The 17,642-nt window shown below is 59.4% G+C and carries 26 protein-coding genes; 9 read left to right on the top strand and 17 right to left on the bottom strand.

Going from position 1 to position 17,642, the window contains the following annotated elements:
- The first annotated feature begins 107 nt into the window (after window positions 1-107).
- The 3 genes from EP237_RS20095 to EP237_RS20085 are packed head-to-tail and all read left to right on the top strand — an operon-like array spanning window position 108 to window position 1,142.
- Window positions 108-353: a type II toxin-antitoxin system VapB family antitoxin gene (locus EP237_RS20095; protein ID WP_074647545.1), complete on the top strand. Its 246-nt coding sequence runs from the start codon at window positions 108-110 to the stop codon at window positions 351-353.
- On the top strand, window positions 353-778 hold the full coding sequence (locus EP237_RS20090) for a type II toxin-antitoxin system VapC family toxin (protein WP_088716897.1): 426 nt from the start codon (window positions 353-355) through the stop codon (window positions 776-778). The genes EP237_RS20095 and EP237_RS20090 overlap by 1 nt, the downstream gene beginning before the upstream one ends.
- A 22-nt stretch (window positions 779-800) precedes the next feature.
- Window positions 801-1,142, top strand: coding sequence for a hypothetical protein (locus EP237_RS20085; RefSeq protein ID WP_088716896.1), 342 nt, complete (start codon window positions 801-803; stop codon window positions 1,140-1,142).
- A 105-nt stretch (window positions 1,143-1,247) separates the two neighbouring features.
- Here the strand turns inward: EP237_RS20085 and EP237_RS23225 are convergent, their stop codons facing one another.
- Window positions 1,248-1,409 (bottom strand): hypothetical protein, encoded by a 162-nt coding sequence (locus EP237_RS23225; RefSeq protein WP_157903891.1) that lies wholly within the window; start codon window positions 1,407-1,409, stop codon window positions 1,248-1,250.
- A gap of 307 nt (window positions 1,410-1,716) precedes the next feature.
- Window positions 1,717-2,067 (bottom strand): single-stranded DNA-binding protein, encoded by a 351-nt coding sequence (locus tag EP237_RS20080; RefSeq protein WP_074647520.1) that lies wholly within the window; start codon window positions 2,065-2,067, stop codon window positions 1,717-1,719.
- A 475-nt stretch (window positions 2,068-2,542) separates the two neighbouring features.
- Between EP237_RS20080 and EP237_RS20075 the strand changes: the two genes are divergently transcribed.
- Window positions 2,543-2,944 carry a thermonuclease family protein gene (locus EP237_RS20075; RefSeq protein WP_164744780.1) on the top strand — a complete coding sequence of 134 codons (402 nt, stop codon included), beginning with the start codon at window positions 2,543-2,545 and terminating at the stop codon, window positions 2,942-2,944.
- A 77-nt stretch (window positions 2,945-3,021) separates the two neighbouring features.
- Here the strand turns inward: EP237_RS20075 and EP237_RS20070 are convergent, their stop codons facing one another.
- The 11 genes from EP237_RS20070 to EP237_RS20020 form a co-directional block, all read right to left on the bottom strand.
- Complete coding sequence (locus EP237_RS20070; RefSeq protein ID WP_088716893.1) at window positions 3,022-3,384, bottom strand: hypothetical protein; 363 nt, start codon at window positions 3,382-3,384, stop codon at window positions 3,022-3,024.
- 103 nt (window positions 3,385-3,487) lie between these two features.
- Window positions 3,488-3,727 carry a hypothetical protein gene (locus EP237_RS20065; protein ID WP_088716892.1) on the bottom strand — a complete coding sequence of 80 codons (240 nt, stop codon included), beginning with the start codon at window positions 3,725-3,727 and terminating at the stop codon, window positions 3,488-3,490.
- A gap of 66 nt (window positions 3,728-3,793) precedes the next feature.
- Window positions 3,794-4,057: a zinc finger domain-containing protein gene (locus tag EP237_RS20060; protein ID WP_088716891.1), complete on the bottom strand. Its 264-nt coding sequence runs from the start codon at window positions 4,055-4,057 to the stop codon at window positions 3,794-3,796.
- Window positions 4,050-4,682, bottom strand: coding sequence for a hypothetical protein (locus EP237_RS23350; protein ID WP_174861803.1), 633 nt, complete (start codon window positions 4,680-4,682; stop codon window positions 4,050-4,052). The genes EP237_RS20060 and EP237_RS23350 overlap by 8 nt, the downstream gene beginning before the upstream one ends.
- Before the next feature lie 46 nt (window positions 4,683-4,728).
- Complete coding sequence (locus EP237_RS20050; protein WP_088716890.1) at window positions 4,729-6,555, bottom strand: ParB/RepB/Spo0J family partition protein; 1,827 nt, start codon at window positions 6,553-6,555, stop codon at window positions 4,729-4,731.
- Between the two features lie 304 nt (window positions 6,556-6,859).
- Window positions 6,860-7,258 (bottom strand): DUF3768 domain-containing protein, encoded by a 399-nt coding sequence (locus tag EP237_RS20045; RefSeq protein WP_088716889.1) that lies wholly within the window; start codon window positions 7,256-7,258, stop codon window positions 6,860-6,862.
- Between the two features lie 490 nt (window positions 7,259-7,748).
- Window positions 7,749-8,894, bottom strand: a complete 1,146-nt coding sequence (locus tag EP237_RS20040; RefSeq protein WP_157903889.1) for an aminotransferase class V-fold PLP-dependent enzyme — start codon at window positions 8,892-8,894, stop codon at window positions 7,749-7,751.
- Window positions 8,895-8,896: 2 nt separating this feature from the next.
- Window positions 8,897-9,898, bottom strand: a complete 1,002-nt coding sequence (locus tag EP237_RS20035) for a proline dehydrogenase family protein (RefSeq protein WP_088716887.1) — start codon at window positions 9,896-9,898, stop codon at window positions 8,897-8,899.
- Between the two features lie 3 nt (window positions 9,899-9,901).
- Window positions 9,902-10,978, bottom strand: a complete 1,077-nt coding sequence (locus tag EP237_RS20030) for a fatty acid desaturase family protein (RefSeq protein ID WP_164744779.1) — start codon at window positions 10,976-10,978, stop codon at window positions 9,902-9,904.
- A 22-nt stretch (window positions 10,979-11,000) separates the two neighbouring features.
- A complete protein-coding gene (locus tag EP237_RS20025) occupies window positions 11,001-11,294 on the bottom strand; it encodes an AzlD domain-containing protein (RefSeq protein WP_088716885.1) in 294 nt (97 codons plus the stop codon).
- A complete protein-coding gene (locus EP237_RS20020) occupies window positions 11,284-11,997 on the bottom strand; it encodes an AzlC family ABC transporter permease (RefSeq protein ID WP_240661715.1) in 714 nt (237 codons plus the stop codon). The genes EP237_RS20025 and EP237_RS20020 overlap by 11 nt, the downstream gene beginning before the upstream one ends.
- Window positions 11,998-12,090: 93 nt before the next feature.
- Between EP237_RS20020 and EP237_RS20015 the strand changes: the two genes are divergently transcribed.
- Window positions 12,091-12,543 (top strand): Lrp/AsnC family transcriptional regulator, encoded by a 453-nt coding sequence (locus EP237_RS20015; protein WP_088716884.1) that lies wholly within the window; start codon window positions 12,091-12,093, stop codon window positions 12,541-12,543.
- A 256-nt stretch (window positions 12,544-12,799) separates the two neighbouring features.
- On the opposite strand, the gene EP237_RS20010 is transcribed toward EP237_RS20015, so the two are convergent.
- A complete protein-coding gene (locus EP237_RS20010) occupies window positions 12,800-13,999 on the bottom strand; it encodes a DNA polymerase Y family protein (RefSeq protein ID WP_088716883.1) in 1,200 nt (399 codons plus the stop codon).
- Between the two features lie 51 nt (window positions 14,000-14,050).
- Here EP237_RS20010 and EP237_RS20005 point away from each other — a divergent pair, with 51 nt between their 5' ends.
- The gene (locus tag EP237_RS20005; protein WP_088716882.1) at window positions 14,051-14,356 is read left to right on the top strand and encodes a hypothetical protein; all 306 of its coding nucleotides are present in this window, start codon (window positions 14,051-14,053) and stop codon (window positions 14,354-14,356) included.
- A gap of 9 nt (window positions 14,357-14,365) precedes the next feature.
- A complete protein-coding gene (locus EP237_RS20000) occupies window positions 14,366-15,055 on the top strand; it encodes an SOS response-associated peptidase (RefSeq protein ID WP_088716881.1) in 690 nt (229 codons plus the stop codon).
- On the opposite strand, the gene EP237_RS23855 is transcribed toward EP237_RS20000, so the two are convergent.
- Entirely contained in the window at window positions 15,044-15,151 is a 108-nt protein-coding gene (locus tag EP237_RS23855; protein ID WP_121497624.1) for a helix-turn-helix domain-containing protein, read from the bottom strand. The two genes, EP237_RS20000 and EP237_RS23855, sit on opposite strands and share 12 nt — an antisense overlap.
- Window positions 15,152-15,380: 229 nt before the next feature.
- Between EP237_RS23855 and EP237_RS19990 the strand changes: the two genes are divergently transcribed.
- Window positions 15,381-15,953 carry a biotin transporter BioY gene (locus EP237_RS19990; RefSeq protein ID WP_088716880.1) on the top strand — a complete coding sequence of 191 codons (573 nt, stop codon included), beginning with the start codon at window positions 15,381-15,383 and terminating at the stop codon, window positions 15,951-15,953.
- A complete protein-coding gene (locus EP237_RS19985; protein WP_088716879.1) occupies window positions 15,950-16,381 on the top strand; it encodes a DUF1284 domain-containing protein in 432 nt (143 codons plus the stop codon). The genes EP237_RS19990 and EP237_RS19985 overlap by 4 nt, the downstream gene beginning before the upstream one ends.
- On the opposite strand, the gene EP237_RS19980 is transcribed toward EP237_RS19985, so the two are convergent.
- Window positions 16,378-16,971, bottom strand: coding sequence for an energy-coupling factor transporter transmembrane component T family protein (locus tag EP237_RS19980; protein ID WP_088716878.1), 594 nt, complete (start codon window positions 16,969-16,971; stop codon window positions 16,378-16,380). The genes EP237_RS19985 and EP237_RS19980 overlap by 4 nt on opposite strands.
- Complete coding sequence (locus EP237_RS19975) at window positions 16,968-17,633, bottom strand: energy-coupling factor ABC transporter ATP-binding protein (protein WP_088716877.1); 666 nt, start codon at window positions 17,631-17,633, stop codon at window positions 16,968-16,970. Before EP237_RS19975 ends, EP237_RS19980 begins: the two co-directional genes overlap by 4 nt.
- Window positions 17,634-17,642: the final 9 nt, after the last annotated feature.

The raw sequence follows: 17,642 nt of genomic DNA, 5'->3' as shown, positions 1-17,642 counted from the left end.
CGAGGTCACGAACGACCGGGATTCGCCACGAAATTCAACAATCGAAGATACTAGCACTTGCGGGATATACTTTTCGGCTATATTGTATATCCTGAAAGGATATGCACATGCCCCTCTACATCAAAGACCCGGACGTAGATAAGCTCGTTGACCGCTACCTTGCTGCCTCTGGCGCAAGGAACAAAACCGAAGCGGTTCGCACGGCCTTGCTCAATAGTATAGCGGCGTTGGAGAAGCAGGAAACCCTCGCGGAACGTGTAGCGAAGGTTCAGCGAAAGGCAGCCGAGGCAGGTCTGAAACCGCGCGAATCCGACGACAAGCCGTTCATGGATGAGCTGTGGGGTGATGACTGATGTTCATCGACGCCAGCGCGCTTTGCGCCGTGCTGCTGAATGAGCCGGAAGCCCCGGCGATGCTCAAAGCAATGGAACAGGCCCGAGGCAAGCTGATGATTTCGCCGGTTGTGCGGGTAGAAACGACGCTCGGGATCGCACGGGATCTGAAGGAAAAGGATGGCGTAACGCATATCAGCGAGGCGCACTTCGACAAGGCGAGCGAGCTTGTCGCAGACCTGCTCCAATCACTCGGCGTTCGTGAAATGCACCTCACCGAAAGCATGGGCTCGGCGGCGATCGCGGCGTTGAGGAAATACGGCAAGGTGGCCGGTCATCCGGCGAAACTCAACATGGGTGACGCCCTCGCCTACGCCGCCGCTAAGGCGTTTCATGCCCCCTTGCTCTACAAGGGCGATGATTTTGCGAAGACCGATCTCGCATGAGGTCGGAAGAAAGGAGCTTTCGATGAAACTGATAGCGGCAAACGTGATGCGCAGCCTGCCAGCGGCGGCATACCTGGTTGGCGCAGCAGCAGCCCATGCGCAGGAAGGCTCGGCTGACGATTGCGAGCTTGTGAGCGCGGCCATGTCGCAGATGGTGCAGGCGAACATCGCCAACATCGAAGTGACCGGCAACATGCTGCAAAACCAGGCCGCCATGCTGGCGCATCTGGCGACGAGCGGCGATGGCGACGCCTTGGCGGCGGCGGCGGCCGTGACCGAGAACCTGGGCCAGCTTCAGGTGCCCAACGGCCCGGCCATTACGGATGGAATGGCCGCGCTGCGGCGCATGTGCCCGGAGCGGTGAGGGGGCTGTCTGCCCCCGCGCCTGGCGGCGCTCCCCCGAGGATATTTCAGGGAAGATGAAATGCAGAAAGGCCAAGCCCCGGAGGGCCTGGCCGTTGCAGCCGCCCTACTCGGGGCGGCGCTTGAGGGTGATCCCGACCTTCAGGAAGCCGAGGTTGATCGAGATCGTAAGGCTGAGGTCGATTGCGCGCAGCAGCTTGCGGATGGCTCGGAGCCGGCGAGCGGCGATGCGACGAAGTTTGATGGAACGCTTGCGAATGAATTTCATGGTCTGTCTCCTGATTGAAAAAACGAGGCTCGGTGACACGGCGGGAAAGGCGGGCCGTCAACACGCGCGCAGCGCCCCGAAGGGCTTGGTGTTGACGGCTCGCCGCGCCGTGTAGAGTGGCCGCTGTTTTTCAAGGAGGCAGACCCTGCACCTTCGCAGGGGTCCAGTGTCGCATTGCCGCTTGTCGGCGGTTCGGAGCTGAAGGCTGTGAAGCGCGATCGGCCGCCCTCTCGATGGGGGCGGCCGATTGGTCGGGGCGCAGCGCCGCGCCCGAAGGGCAGGCGGGCCGTGAGGCCCGCCCGGGCGGTCAGCCCGCCTGTTGCCGCTCCATCTGCTTGCGGATCATGTGGGCCAGGTTGGCGAAGTTGTCGCAGGCCAGTTTCACGCCGTGGCGGGTTTCGCCGCTATTGGTCTCGTAGCTCTCGGAGCGGATGGTGCCGGTCGCGCGAACCAGGTCGCCTTTGACGGTGTTTTCCTTGACCCATTTGATGACGTTCTCGTTGAAGATACTCACGTCGTTCCAGAAGGGTTTCGACTGAAAGTCGCCGTGATTGTCCTTGCGGCCATACTCGGCGGCGATGGAAACCCAGAGGACGCCGTTGCCTTCCTTGATCTGACCGACCCGACCGATGATTTCAAACTCAGCGAAGGTATTCATTTTTTGTCTCCTTGGTATCTTAGTGTTTCGATGAAAAACGGTCATGCTGGTCCTCGATGCGATCAAGCCAAAAATCGGAGGGTCCGCAAAGCGGAAACCGATTTTTTGATTGAAGGGCGGGGCGTTAGCCCCGGACGGTCGCTAAGAGAGGAACAAGCAATGTTCCGTTTGAGAAACCCGGACCAAGGAGACGGGTGAATACCTGGGTTGCACGAATTTCAGTGTCGGTTCCAGATCAAGGAAGGCAGCGGCGTGTGGATCTCGACAGGGGCTCGATTCATACTGCAAGGACAATCACGGCGACGGTCGAAACCTGGGGCGACGGATGCTCATCTGCGCAGCGGCAAATGGGTCAAGGGAAACCCGATGGCGGCCTAGCGACAACCGGCACAGGAACAGAAGAGGGCAGAGCGGCTTGCGAAACTGGCTGCGAGAAACTGGATCGAGACGCGGACAACATGCGCGACGCAGGCGCTTGTTTGGAGTTGCGGCAACAGGTGCGATGATCGTCGCGGCCTTGCTGTCGATCGACACCGGGACGGCGGCAGAGCCGATCAATCCGGCTTCAGTCTATGTGATCGACGGCGACACGATTGACCTGGGCGGTGAGCGGTTCCGGCTGGTCGGTCTCGACACGCCGGAAACCTACGATCCGCAATGTGCATATGAAAAGGCGCTTGGTGACGAGGCGACGAGGCGCTTGCGCGAGCTGATCGGCTCGGGCGAGTTGGTGGAACTGATCGTGTTGCCGGGCCGCGACCGAAATGACCGAGGGCTAGCGCGGCTTTACATCGGTCGTGCGGACGTGGCCGGTATCCTGATCGGGGAAGGGCTGGCGCGGGAATACAATGGGGGCAGGCGGCAGGGTTGGTGCTGACGGCCAAGCCGCGCAGCGGCCCCTGCGCGGGTAGCGCAAGGCCGGTGCGTCGGGGCGCAGTCCCGGCGCACCGGGCATCACCCTCGGCGCGGTCCCTTTCGGAACCAGCCCATGACGATAATCGTGATGCCGATGGCGAGCAGGTAGAGAACGGCAATCATCCAGATCAGCATGAACGCCTCGCCAAGCTGCCGGGTGAATGTCCGATCCGCGCCGAACAGGAAATGCTCGGACCCGCTCATGGCCCATCCCATGACGATGCCGAATCCGAGGGCAGGCAGGAACACAGTCAGGAAGGCCAGCATATAGCGGTTGATCGTCGGTCGCCCGCCACGCCAGCAGGCCCGGACGACACGGCCCGGACAAAAGACGATCTCGGCCATGCGATACTGAACCAGATCGAGCCTATCCTTGAAGGTGGTTTCGTCGTCGTCGTGCATGATCGTCCTGAATGTCGGTCCCTGGAAAAAAGAGGCCCCGCGCGAGCGGGGCCAGTGTTATCCTCACCACAAGGATATTCTCAAAAAGCTGGCCTGCCCGGCGTCAAAGATGCGCGCGGCGGCTCCGAATTTCGTTCGACAGATTGGCGGCTTGTGCGAAGCACCCGAAGGCGATGGCTGTGCCGATCCAGTAAATCAGATTGGGGACGTTGACCCCCGCGAAGAACGCGATGCAAGCGGCGATCACGATAGCCGCGCCAGCAGCTCCGATAAAGAACCAGTTCCACATCTTGCCGATCAGTTCGGCAATGATTTCTTCAGCGTGAGCGCGGCGATCAAACATCTAAGTTCTCCTTTAGTTCCAGTCGTAGCACAGTCGATCAGTTCTCGCCAGCGCCATGAATATCCCTCAGAACAAAGCCAGTTGCTCGGGCTGAGGCCGAATGCCGACGCGCCCGCGTGGATCAATGATCCATCCGTCGCCGTCGCGCAGGATGCTGGCGTCAGGTCCGTGCTGGTCGATGAAGACGCGATCCGCCTCCACCTTGCGACTGTGATGAAAGTCGCTCGCCATGTGGCCGCTCGGGCGACGGCACCAGACGCCGGGCGCTCTGCCGCAATCGGGGCAGCGCACGGCAAGGACCGGATGACGGTGGGCGGTGAAATCAGGCATGGGCGTTCTCCAATTCTCCGAGGCGAAGGAATAGCTGCGAGGCCAACACGCGATTCTGGGCGGCGCGGTCGCGATCCTTGTTCTTCGATGCCGCCAGTTGAAGATGGTGATAGGCTGCGTGACGTTCCGCCAGCGGGTGACGGTCAGGATCGGCGGCAATCTCCCGCGCCTTGAGGATCGTCACGAACAGGTCAGATGAAGCGAACAGGTTCGCGATCCTCGCGCCCGAGGCGTCGGTGCGCGACAGCGGGAAAGGCGGGCTTTTCAAGTCGATCCTGCCTTGGCTGTAGCTGTGCAGGACGCTCAACAGATAAGACGGGTCGGCGGGGTATGGGGCGCAGTCCCATGCCCGCCGCACAGCGCGGCGCTCATCTTCGGGCAGGGCGTCGATCTGGCGGCGGGCTTCATGCCACTTCTCTGCCCGAGCGCGACGGTCCCTGATTTCCTGTTCGGACCATGCCAGTGCGCGGTCTGCCATAACACGGTCCTCGCTCGGCTGTGCCTCGGCAATCTGATCGGCCAGCAACGGAAGGGCCTCGCGCTCAAGGCGCTGTTTCCGGCGCAGTGCGGCCCGCTTGCGGGGCGTGTCGGTGAACGGGTGTCGGGGTGAACGCTTGAATCTCATGGGAACCTCCATCGGTGGGCGGGGCGCTGCCGCCCCGCCCTCGATCTCACTTCATGCCTTCGGGCAGCCATGCCCCGATCTTCGCGGCCTGCTCGTCGGTGACGCCAAGGGCGCTGCGCAGATCGTGGTCGCCACGGAACAGGGCTTCCAGCTTGTCGGCCTTCTCGCCCTTTTTCAGCTTGGCGAAGGTCGTGGCGGTCGGGTGATCGTCGGACAGGTCCAGCAGATCGCGCCACAGATCGTTGAGGTAGGGGCCTCCGACGCGAGAAAAGAAGTTCGCCGCATTGGGGGTCCAGACTTCGCGGATATTCGGCTGCGTCTCCTTGTCGATCATCGCGGACAGCTTCTCGTCGCCGCCCCGATATTGAGCGGCAAGGAACCGGACCAGTTCACCGCGCACATGCTCCGGGCCTTTCTTGCGAAACGCGCGGAAGGATGCGCCAAGGTCTTTCGCATCCCACATATCGCGCGGCGGGTTGCTGGTCAGGCGCTCGTCAAGGGCATAGCCCTCGGCCTCGGTCGAAGGCCAGTTCGGAACCTCGGTCGTGGCGATGCCAAGCGGATCGTTCCAGCGCAGGGCGTGGCTCAACTGGTAGGCCAGAAGGTCAATCAGCAGATCGGGATCGCGCAACACCGCATGTTGCCGTGCGCCCTGTGCGACACGGGACAGGTCGTCGCGCAGCTTCTGGCTGATGGGGGATTTCGGCTCGGCCTCGGCGCTCGAATGGCTGGACTTGCGCAGGAACCCGGCCTCGATGGCGGCGGCCCGGTCCTCACGCCTCACCAGCCCCTCGGCGGTCTGAACCTCGCCGCTCTGGTTGACGTAGACAAGGACGCCCGAAACGGCCTTCTGCTCGGCGCTGAATGCACCATCCAACACGGCTTGCAGCGCCGCCAGTTCGGCCTCGCCCTCGGCGTCCAGAACCTCACCTTCGGCCAATTCCGCCAGTTCGTCGTAACGCTCTGACTGCTCTTCGGTGAGCGTCCCTTCATCCCGATAGATGCGGTCCAGCTTCCGTTCCTCGATCTCGTAATAACCAAGATAGGTGGTGTCCATCGCCTCGGCCCATTTCCAACCGTCGCCGGTCATGGCCTCGGCGGTGGCGTTCAGCTTCGCCTTGAACAGTTCGTCCAGCAGGGCAACATCATCGAAATAGGTCTGGTCTGCGAAAAGGTCGCCAGTGACGCGCCCGCCCTCGGCCTCGTAAGCCTCAAGGCCAACAAACTTCACGCGCCGATCCGTGCTGCGCACCGAGTCCGGTTTGAGCATCTGCTTGATCTGGTGATCGCTGTAGCCCTCGCCCCGCACCTTTTCCAGCACGGCCAGCGTGTTCGCCTCGTCCTCGCTGACGGTGAAGGCGGCGGCGTTCGACAGGGTGATTTCCCCGGCCTTCAAGGCGTCCAGAACCGACACCGGCAGGCTTGCCAGCTTCAAGCGGCGATAGACGTGCTTTTCATTGACGCCGAACGCGATGGCGATGGAGGGAACCGGAACGCCCCGCTCGGCCATGCTGCCATATTCGCGGATTTCATCGGCGGCATGGGGTTGTTCGCGGTGGTGGTTCTCGCTCGATGCCCAAATCTCGGCGGTCGCCTGATCGGGCGCGATCTTCACGGAAACCGTAGCGAAGCGCGGATCGTCTTGCAGCAAAGCCAGGGCGCGAAGCCTCCGGCCTCCGGCCACGATGCCAACCTTGCCGGTTTCATCGCGCAGCCCGGCGAGGTTCTGGATCAGGCCAAGCTGGCGGATATTCTCTGCCAGTGCCTCGATCCCCTCGGGGCTGAACACGGTGCGCGGGTTCAGGTCGGAAACATACAGATCATCGAAGGGAACCTGTTCGATGGGGGCGATGATCGTCTCTTGCTTTGTCATGGGTCTTATCCTTGTCGTGTGGTGAGTTTTTGTGTTATCGGTGCCCCAGCCCTGACGGGCTGAGGCGAGGGGGCTTAGATGGCCCCGTGCTGGATCAGGAAGCGGCGTCCGATGCCAAAGTGATCGCCCTTCCTGAGAAGCGCCCAAGCCTCGGCAATGCGGCGCTTCATGGTTTCATTGCTCATTGATTTCACCTTCCTTTCCGTTGTGGTGAGGGGGTGGGAGAGGCGCTTGCCGCCCCTCCCTTGGGCCTGCTCGACAGGCCAGCCTCGGCGCGGGGCAGGGAGAGACCCCGCAACCGAACTCAGTATTCCTCGGGCAGAAGGATGGTCAGCACGCGGCGGGTCTTAGTGGTGTCCGCGCAATCGTCGGAACCGAACTCATAGCCCGCGTCGTAGAGGTCGATTTTCCAGTAAAGCCGAACCTCGCGTTCGCCTTCGGCCACGGTGAAGATGCCGAAATCGTGGGTGCCGTAAGGGTCGTTGTCCTCGGTGAACTCGGAAAACTGCATGACCGCGACCATGATCGCCACCTGTGCCTCGTGCGACAGTGCGGCCACGCCGCGCGTCATGACAATCTGGCCGGGAACGGTGAAGTCAGCGCCCCATGTGGTGCGGAACCGGTCGTTCTGTCTTGCGATAAGCGCGACCCGCGCTGCCTCGACAGCCGCCTCTGCGGTGTTTTCCGAATGAATATCAGCCATGTCTGGCCTCCTTGTGGTGATGCCCTATCCGGTCTGGTGCCGAAAATTGGGGCGGGGTTTCTGGCGAGGACCGCGAAGCGTCCCTCTCCTGAAAGCCTGCCTCCCGGCGAGGGCAGGAGGGGGGCCCGCGCAAGCTCCATGACAAGGAAGGGGGGGAGGGGGATCACCCGGCCACGCAGCTCGGCCCCCGGCCGAGACCGTGGTTGGGGACACCCCCCCTGACGCCGCTCATGGGGCTTGCGTGGGGGAACCGGCGGTTCCCGATACGGACAGGGCGCGCTCGCGCGGCCTGGCCCAAGGATGCAGGGGGCGTTCGGCTTGCCCGAATCCCCCCTGCCAGTGTGATCCCCGCGCGAGCGCGGCGATCACAGATTATCGTCCAAGGCCCAAAAAAAGGCCAGCGCGAGGCTAGCCTAGTCTGCGGGGATTTCCGCACAGGAAGTTCAATTGAACGAGGCGTCGGGGCAAACTACGTGCCTCAGGACAGTCCTCAAGCAAGCATATCCTTCAACGCCGCCACCACCAAATCTGCATGCTCGACTGTGATCTTGTTGGATGACAACCGCACTCCCTCTATATGTCCTCTGGGAAGCATATAAAGCGGGGTATGAGACCCCTTTATGCGCCAGGCAGCAATCCGGTGCTCTCTGAGGTTCCTCACCACCTCTTCGGCGGGAATCTTTTTATGACGAAACGAAAATATACCTCCACGGTTCCTACCAGGATCGATCGGTATGACCCCTTCAAGAGCGGAAACGCCTTCGCGAATTCGGAAAATGCCATCGTTTAGCCGATCCCCGCCATGCAGAGCCTCCTCGATGGCCCGTGACAAGCCGATGATGGCCCCGCAATTACGCTCCCCCATTTCGAGGAAGCGCGCATTTCCCATGTCTTTTTCGATCCGGCCATCGGCTTTGATATCAGAAAGGTGAAGATCGACAAATCCGGGAGACATCCTGGCTCTCAGCTGTGCTGAGACAAAGGCAAACCCGGTGCCCCGGGGGCCGCACAGGAATTTACGCCCGGCACCAGTGAGCACATCGCAACCGGTTGCGTGGACATCAATCTGAACCTGACCAACAGCCTGGCAGGCATCCACGATGTAGACAGCTTGGTATCCCGAGAGGATTTCACCGATGGTCGCAACAGGATTTATGATGCCACAGCAAGATGGAACATGCACGACGGACACGAGCCCAACGTCATTTCCCATGTTTGATTGCAGCCATTCTAGGTCGATTTCACCTTTATCAGTACAGGGTATCGTGATCAGTTCGAGTCCTTCCCGTTCCGAGAGATCCTTCAGATACTGAAGGTTCCCAGCGTATTCGTATTCGGTTGTAAGGATGCGGCGCGCGCCTTTAAACGAAAGTCGGCTCACGACTTCCGTCCACGCCCGGGTAGCGTTGTCGAAGATCGCGATGTCAGCCGCAACGCACCCTAAGAGGGTGCCAAGATTTTCGTAGACGCGCTCGTCAAGCTCGACGTGATGATCGAGCTCAGTGTCATAGGCCCCGACCTGCTGCTCGATTTTCAGGTATGTCGTAGTTGCGGCCAGAACCTCATCAGAAACGGGCCCCGATCCGGCCATGTTCAGATATGCGGTTGGAACGCGCGGTGAGGTGAGTGCCGTCATCTTCAGTAGTCCGCGCCGAAGACAACCCGGTCTGGGTTGTAGAAATCTGCCAGCGCCTGCAGGGCATTCGGCGGATGCTCGGCAAGCCGGTGCAAGAAATGAAGAAGCCATTCTTCCCCGTAAACGCCGGTTATGCGGCACCGATGCCCCTCGTTGTTCAGTGTGTGGAAAAGACTTGGGTTACATCCATGTAGCCCCTCCAGCTCTTCGGCCGCATCCAGGAGGCCGCGGGCATTCAACATGTCGATGATGGCAGGGTCATGCGTTGCGACAGCGAAACGAGACCCGGCCTCGGCGAGCTTCTCGATGCATTCCACATATCGAACATCCAGCTCTTTCCCGCGCGGCAGCGTCAGCGACGAGTGCTCATCATAGACACCCTTCACAAGGCGGATCTTACGCCTGGTCTTGATTAGCTTGGGCAGATCAACCTCGGTACGATGCATGTAGGCTTGGATAGTCAGACCAAGATTTTCATGCGAAGGGGCCAGCTGGTGAAAAGCATCCAGAATGGTGTCGGTCTGGGTGCTGCGCTCCATGCTAATCATAATCGTGGCACCTTGCTCGGCAGCCACCTTCGCAATGCGCGCCGTATTCGTCATCGCGAGTTCGCGGCTTATAAGCATGCCGACACTGGAAAGATCAAAGCCAAGCTGTAGCCCATCCGAAAACGGGCGCCCGCGCGCATGTAAGAGGAAGCGGATGTTTTCCTCCACAACCTGCTCGACCTGACCGCCATCGGATATCTCCTCACCAACAAACTCGACGCCGGCGAGGTATCCCTTTACTGACAAAACGTCGAACTTATCGGCGGCTTCGGACATTGACTTGCCGATGATGTATCGCGCCACCGTTTCGGTGAAAAACTGCTTGATGAATGGGTCGGCCGAGAACTTCTCACGGATTACAGGGTGAGCAGCGATTTTCCTGAGACCCTTTGCGACATCCTGATGCAAAGCATGAAGATTTTGCGATGAAGCTTGACGGAATTCTGGCTTGGTCATAAATCAGGCTCCTTGTGCCAGCGGATGTTGGAGAAGGATGCGCTGAGCAAAGCTCGGTCGATTTGGATCGCGTTCCTCGCGCGAGATTTCATCCTTGTACTTTCTGACGTAGGAGATCAGCGTCTCTTCTTCAGGATGTCTCCGCGTGAAGATGCCGCCCCACATTGCATCCCACTTCCGATAGGACGGGTCCTCAAGGAGCACTTCGTGCGCCCTCTTGAGGTTGTAGAAGGGGATCGTCGGAAAGATGTGATGCACCAAGTGGTAGCGATCATAGTGCCGGCCGAAGAGGAAATTCTCGACTGCCCAACCATGGCGGTTACGCGTCATGAGAAGGCGCTTATTCTCTGACTCCGGCAGCGGGTAGTGCTCCGCGAGTTCAGCACACCAACCGATCGCGATGTAGGTTGTAAAACACGGTACGATCCAGAAAAGTAGGAATTCGAGCCAGATGTTGAACCAGGTCACCAGTCCTAAGACGACGATCCAGGTCGCAGCAAACATGATCCGGTCGCTCGTGACCGAGATCGGCATGCGGATGACAATCTTGTCCTTCGTGAAGAGAATGCGGTCCTGATAGATATACTTGATATACTCCCAGGATCGATACCCGATCAGAGCCAGAACGAGGTTCTTCAAGATGAACCGGCTGTGGCTTTCTTTGGCCTCGTATAGGCCCAGCAGAATGTGAAAATTGTAATCTGGGTCATCTTCCGGGTCGCCGAAATGACGATGGTGAAATCCCACGTGAGAATTTCTATAGGGCGTAAACATGTGGAAGATCAGGTAAGACGTCAGAACCGTCCCGCCCAGGAAATTGAGCAGTTTGTTCTTGGCAAAGTGAAAATGCGCAGCCTCGTGAAGAATATTGGCAAAGGTGCGCTGCGCAGACCCGATGATAATGATGGCAAGCGGATAGAACCAATAGGATACTCCAACGCACAGATAAATCGACCCTGCGATGAGAGCATATTCAAACGCGAGGGTGCGGACGGCGGCGACGTTGCTGGGCTCAGAGAAATGCTTGAGCTGGCGAAGAACATCCTTGCGTATTTCAAAATCGTGTTCGGCGTAGTCCATCATAGCCTCCGAAAGTATTTTTTTACAGTAGGTTACTGACCAAAGCGAAAGTGATGACGCCCCCGATCATGGTCAGCACGACATTGTTGGTGTAAATCGCGATCATCAGGGTGATCGCCGCAGCCAGCCATCCAACTTGAGTGATGCTGGACAGGGATGAGGCAACGAGCGCCACAATCAAGAGCCCTGGAAGCTCATCGAGCACCCAAGCGAAGCGGGACCTCTGGATCATGTTCCCCGTGACCAGGCCAAGCACGCGGATCGCATAGGTAGCGACTGCCAGCCCCCCAATCAGATACAGAATGTCATGGTTCATGGTTCTGCCTCCTGACGAAGCGCAGTAACTGCATGAAAAGCAGTCCCCCGATCGTTGCGATGACGATGGAATTCGCTGTCGCAAATCCCAATCGGGAAGCAAAAATAGCAATCGCGAACGTGACAGCCCAAGGGGCTAGGTCGGACCGGCCCCGCCACATGCCTCGGCCCATAGCAATGAACGCAGCCGTAAAGGCGAAACCCAGGCCAAGTTTCTCAAGATCCGGCACTGTGGAACCAGCGATGGCACCCATAGTCGTCGATGTCACCCAGGTCAGGATCATTACCGCCCCGGCTTCAACCAGGAAGCGTGCGCCGATAGATCGGTCTTTGTTTGCTTCGGAGACCGTTAACGCCCAGCTTTCATCACTGGTGATATGGATAGAAATGAGCTTCGCCCAAAGCGGCATCCCCTTGAGCATGTCGGCAATGGAAGCAATGATTCCGATGTAGCGCAGATTCAAAATAGCCCCTGCGAAGACTGCCCCCACGACACTTGATGTCGCAGCATACTGGTCAACTGTGACTATCTGCGCCGATCCGGCATGGACCAGCCCGCTCATGACAGGGACTGACCACCAAGGTACGCCTAACTGAACAGCTAGGAACCCGAAGGCGAACCCGTAGAGGGCGGCACCCACGGCCAGGGGGAGGATGGCAACGAAGCCAGATTTGGTGACTGCTGCGGTGTACATAAACCGCATAATTTGGTGGATTATATCAATATCATATAGCTTTTTTCCCCCAATATCGATTTTTCATTACACTTTATATGTGGCATGTGATCATACTCGATCATGGATGGTTTGGATCGAAAAATTCTTGCTCTTGTTCAAAGCGACTCACGGATCACGATCCAGGAACTCGCGGAAAGAACGGGCGCTTCCACCGCTTCTGTTCAGCGCCGACTTCGCGCCATGCGCGAGGCCGGTACCATCAAACGGGAGGTCGCATTGCTCGACCAACAGGCCCTCGGCCTTGGGATTACGGCAGTTGTCTCGGTGGATCTTGAGCGGGACAGCGTCGAACAGACGGAAACCTTCAAGCGGAAGGCCAAAAACGACCCTCACGTCACAAATTTCTATTGTATCGCAGGGGACTCGGACTTCGTCATGATCGTCGTAGCGAAAAACATTCAAGACTATGAAGCCTTTACGCAGCGGTTTTTCTTCGCTGATAAGAATGTCAGGAAATTCCGGACTTCCATCGTTGTCTCCACAGTCAAGGCCACTTTGGAGATGCCGCTTTGAATGGATAGTCACTTTCGCTGCTGCGAAAGCGACCGTTACCCGGATGGGCCGAGACTGGCCCCCTGACAGGACCATGCGCCGCGCCGCCCGGTGGCTCGGGACGAGACGGCGGGCGGCGCACCTTGGCGCAGGGACGGGCAGGGGGAAAGGCTCGGGGCGCAGGCCGCTTGCCGGCCGAAGCCTAGGGCGCGGTCCTGGGCGGGCGTGTCCTCGAGCAACCGCACGAGGTCACGAACGACCGGGATTCGTCATGAAACTACCCTTTCTCGAAGAATCCCGGATGATCCTGATGCACCCCATAGCTGACGACTCTCTGACCAAACCGGCGATTGATCCGGTCAATGGTTTCCGCCAGCTTTTCCCGCTTGTTCGCCTCACCCGGCGCCAGCGGCAGAAACAGCTCGCCCGGCCGTTCGGAAAGCGGGATGACTTCGCCCAGGTGAACGCCGATTGACAGCACATAGCCGTGACGCTCGTGGCGAAACTGCACCCATTCGGCTTCGAACAGCTTCAGGAAAATCGCGGAATCCTGACTCGGCGTCAGGGTTTTCGCGCGAGACCAACCGCGGCCTTCAGGAAGACGGATCATAAGGGAAAACCGCCGGGCGCAAAATCCGTCACGGCGCATTCGCTCGACCGCTTTTTCAGTCAGCCATCGGCCAACCGGTCGCGCGGCATCGGGCCGACGATACTGCGGAGCGAGAACCTTCGAGTTGCCGTAGCCGTTTCGCTGCGTCGGCAAGAGCGGAATCTCCATGCCCTGCAAGGCTCGAACGAAACGCTCACCTTCGACGGAGCGCCAAATCTGCCGGGCGTGGCGAGGATCGAGCGCATAGAGTTCCGCGACGCCCCAAACGGCTGCACGCTGCAACCGGGCTTTGATGCCGTGCGAAATCCCCGGCAGATCGTCAAGCGACAGATGCGCGATACGGTCGGGCATGTTTTCCGGGGCAAGCCATTGCAACCCGTCCGGTTTTTCGAGCTTGCCCGCGATCTTCGCAAGCAGGTGGTTCGGCCCGATGCCCACGGAACAGCGCAGCTCCGATCCGACCTGTTCGCGAATTGCGGCCTTCAACCGGCGGCCGAGATCGAGCGCGGCCGACAGCTCCGCTGTCTGGCCGCCGAGGGCGACCTGAAATTCATCGACGGAGCGGACGGCTTGAAGCTCTGCGATCTGGTCGATGACGCCGGCGATCTTCTGGTTCACGCGAACGTAGAGGCGGTGGCGGCTCGGGCGGAAAATGATGCCTGGGCACAACCGGCGCGCGTCGTAGACGCGCGTTCCGGTTTTGACGCCGAAGGCTTTGGCCTCATAGGACGCCGCGACACAGGCTCCCGATTCGGCGCTGATAGCGGTAATGCCGACAGGTTTACCGCGCAGCGACGGATCGGCCTGCTGCTCCACGCTGGCGAAAAAGCTATTCATATCAATGTATAGAGACCGCATCGGGGTCATGCGTCACGATCCTGCTTGTCGAGAAATGCCATATGTTCTTATTTTGTTCTCATGGTAGAACGCAAGGATCAGCTTCGGAACGTGGCCTTCGGCGGCAATTGGTCAGAAGAAATTCTGATCGTGGGCGAGCTGCGCCAGGTGCTTGCCCTTGTCGAGACGGCCGCGGCCGATTGCGCGGATCGAGATGTGGAAACAGAAGAATTTCTCGCGGCCATGCTCTATGTTCGGAAGAACATCGAGAAAGGGCCGATGCTGACAGGTGCCTTCTTCAAGGCGCTGCGGATCGAAAATCAAAGCCTGCGCCGGGCCGAGGCCCTGCGCGTGGCGAAGATGATCCGAGGATGGGCCGGACTGTAGGGGCGCGGAATGTGCAATCTCTATGCGAACATCGCCACGGCAGAAGCCATGCGTCGGCTGTTTCAGGTCTCGGCCGACCTTGATCGGCTCGGCAACGCCGAACCGAGGCCGGCGATATTCCCGAAGGGGCTGGCGCCGGTGGTGCGCCTCGATGCTGACGGAAAGCGCGAGCTGATCGAAATGCGATGGGGATTTCTTACGCCGCAGGTGTCGAAGAAAACCGGCAAGCCGATCAAGCCCGCCGCCTGGAACAATGCGCGCGACGACAAGCTGCGAAAAAGCGGTCTCTGGCGAGGCAGCTATGAGGATCGGCGTTGCCTGGTCCCAGTCACGAGCTTCAACGAGACCAAGGGCAGGCAGCCGGCGACGGATTACTGGTTTGCGCTCACCGGCGAAGATCCCGATGGACGGCCACCCTTTGCTTTCGCGGGGCTCTGGCGCGGGGAAAACCCGGAGCTGATCGAAGAGGATGAGACGGAGCTTCGGCATACCGTGGTCACGACCGAAGCGAACGAGCTGATCCGGCCTATCCACGCGAAGGGGCGAATGCCGGTCATCATCGAAGCTCCCGATTATGAGACGTGGTTGTCAGGCGATCCGGATCAAGCCGCCGCGCTGATCCGGACCTTCCCGGCTGACAGGATGCGGATCGCTCTGCAAGGTGTCGGGGAAAAGGCGGATCGCGGCTCAGACGGTTGACCGAGCCGCAAGCTGATCGTCGCGGAGTCGCGTAATGGTCTCGCGGCTGACCGCCAGCCGCTTCGCGATCTTGGAAATGGATTCGCCCGCCGCCAACGCGGCCCGCGTTTACTCTTCGGCTTTGGCCGAAAGGGCGCGAGGGTGGCCGAGACGTTTGCCCTTAACCTTCGCAGCTTCCACCCCGGCATGTGTTCGCCCCCGCGCCTTACGGCGCTCCCCCAGAGGATATTTCAGGAAAGATGATGGGCAGCCGAACCGCTTTGTCCGCTCATGCTTAAGTGGTACCGTCGGGACTATTGGTTGGAACGGGAGCAAGGGGAACTAGATGCAAATTGGAACGGGCCAAGCTTGTCCTATTATCGTTGGACGTGAGGGGGCGCTGATCTTGGTTGGCGCGGCCGTAATACTGCTCAGCATCTCGTCCCACATAGAAATTCCGATGGTACCCGTCCCTATAACGGCTCAAACCTTTATGGTATTGACTGTGGGGGCCGTTTTGGGACCGCTACTCGGCGCTGTCGGGACCGTTATATGGCTACTCTGCGGCGCTATCGGTTTGCCTGTGCTTGCGGGTGGCGCAAGCGGCATCGGTCATTTTGCGGGACCGACCGCCGGATTTCTCTTCGCGTTTCCCATTGCCGCCCTCACTGTCGGCGTCCTGGTTTCCAGACGGCAGGGCCAGGGGTTTGCCTATCGGGCATGGTGGGTATTCCTGGCAGGTATCGCAGGGCACATCATTTGTCTCGGGCTCGGCGTGCTCTGGTTGAGCACGTCGATCGGCATAGGCGCAGCGCTCGAAAATGGCTTCTTTCCTTTCATCCTGGGGGGCATCATCAAGTCGGCCGCTGTTGCCGCCGTGGTGATCGGGATTGAGCACCAGAGGGGCAAGGCATCGTGATCGAACTGCGCGCGCACCATTTGCTGTGCATGCTGACGTTTGCTGGAAAGGGCTACTCACCAGGGTTTGTAGCCAAATTTCACTCTGTTGCCAGAGCCATCAACCAGGGAACCCCGGTCAAAATCATCGCAGGCCCCGATGAACTCTGCGCGTGTGTGATCGCGGAAGACCCCGAGCCACATTGCCATAACGCGTCCGTCACGGCCCGAGATCTGACCGCTGCGCGAGATGTCGGTGACAAGCTCGGTATCGTAATCGAACCCGGTACCATTCTCAGCTTCGACAACCAAACCATTGCTTTGATGCGATCATGGTTTCGCAGCGGAATAACACGAAGGGCCTGCATTGAATGCCAGTGGCATGAACTCTGCACGCGGCTGGCAGAAGACGACTTTGCCGGCTGCGAACTGGAAGGAACGCGCGGCTAAAGCGGCGACCGTGCCTGGATCGCCTCGGCGATTTCATCCCCAGTTTTTAAAGTCCGGACGACCAATGGGACAAGGAGAGCCTTCACGCTACGATCAAGGCCCCGGGCCTTCTGCGCCATGCGCACCTCGTCCAGCGTTGCGCGCACCAGTGGGATGAATCGGAGCGCAAGGGATATGGCGAGGGCGATGTGATCGGCCGGCACCCAGGAAGGAGCATGTTTGAGCCCCGCTTGAATGCCGTCGACAAACTCGCTCGTTTTCGTCGTCATGGTGATGAGCGACGCCGCGAGGATCAAGATTCCAAAGCGCACGACAACGAAAGCAGCAAGTTCGAGCCCCGCGAGAATGATTTGCGCGATGAAAATGATGGCAAGAATCCACAAGGCAGGACGGATCGCCCGATAGGCATGTGAGAACCCGATTCCAGCCAGCCAGTAACCTATGGCGACCAGGATCGCGCCCACAGCCAAGGGCACCCATCCCGACAAAACGAATAGAAGGGTGCAGAAGAGCACGAGCGCCAGGATCTTATAGCCGGGCGATATGCGATGAAGTGGGCTATTCCCGAAGACATAGAGGTCTACGATCATGCTGATCTCGCGATATAGTCTTCGATGACGGCGTTCGGCTCGCCATCCCCAACGATACGACCTGCCTCGATGTGGATGACCCGATCAAACTCGCGCAACAAATCCAGATCGTGCGAGACGAGAACAACATGCTCCTTGAGGTCCGTAATCGCTCGCATGAGGCGCTTTTTGTTCCAGAGATCGAGCAATGTGGTCGGCTCATCGAAAACGATCATCTGAGGCTGCATGACCAGGACCCCGGCGAGCGCAACCATCTGCCGCTCTCCGCCGCTCAGTTGATGTGTGAGACGATCTTTCAGGTGTTCGATCCGGAAGCGCGCCATCACCTCGGCTATGCGTTCTTTGATCGTCGCGCTTGGCAGCTTCAGATTTTTCAGGCCGAAAGCGAGGTCTTCGTCCACGATCGGATAGACGATCTGGTTGTCTGGGTTCTGGAACACGAACCCCACCTTTCGGCGCAACTCCTTCAGCTCGGTCGATCCTTCGAAAGTAATCGTACCCGAGCTGGGCTTTTCCAGTCCATTGAAGAGCCGGGCAAATGTGCTTTTGCCCGACCCGTTCCGTCCGATGATCCCAATGCGCTTTTCGTTGAGATCTATGTTGATATCGCTCAGGATCGGCCGGTCGCCTTTCTCGACAACCACTTGCGAGAAGGAGAGCATTGCTGATGT

The organism is Nioella ostreopsis (assembly GCF_004000255.1).
GTDB classification, from domain to species: Bacteria; Pseudomonadota; Alphaproteobacteria; order Rhodobacterales; family Rhodobacteraceae; genus Nioella; species Nioella ostreopsis.
This window is presented reverse-complemented; position numbering and strand designations above follow the sequence as displayed.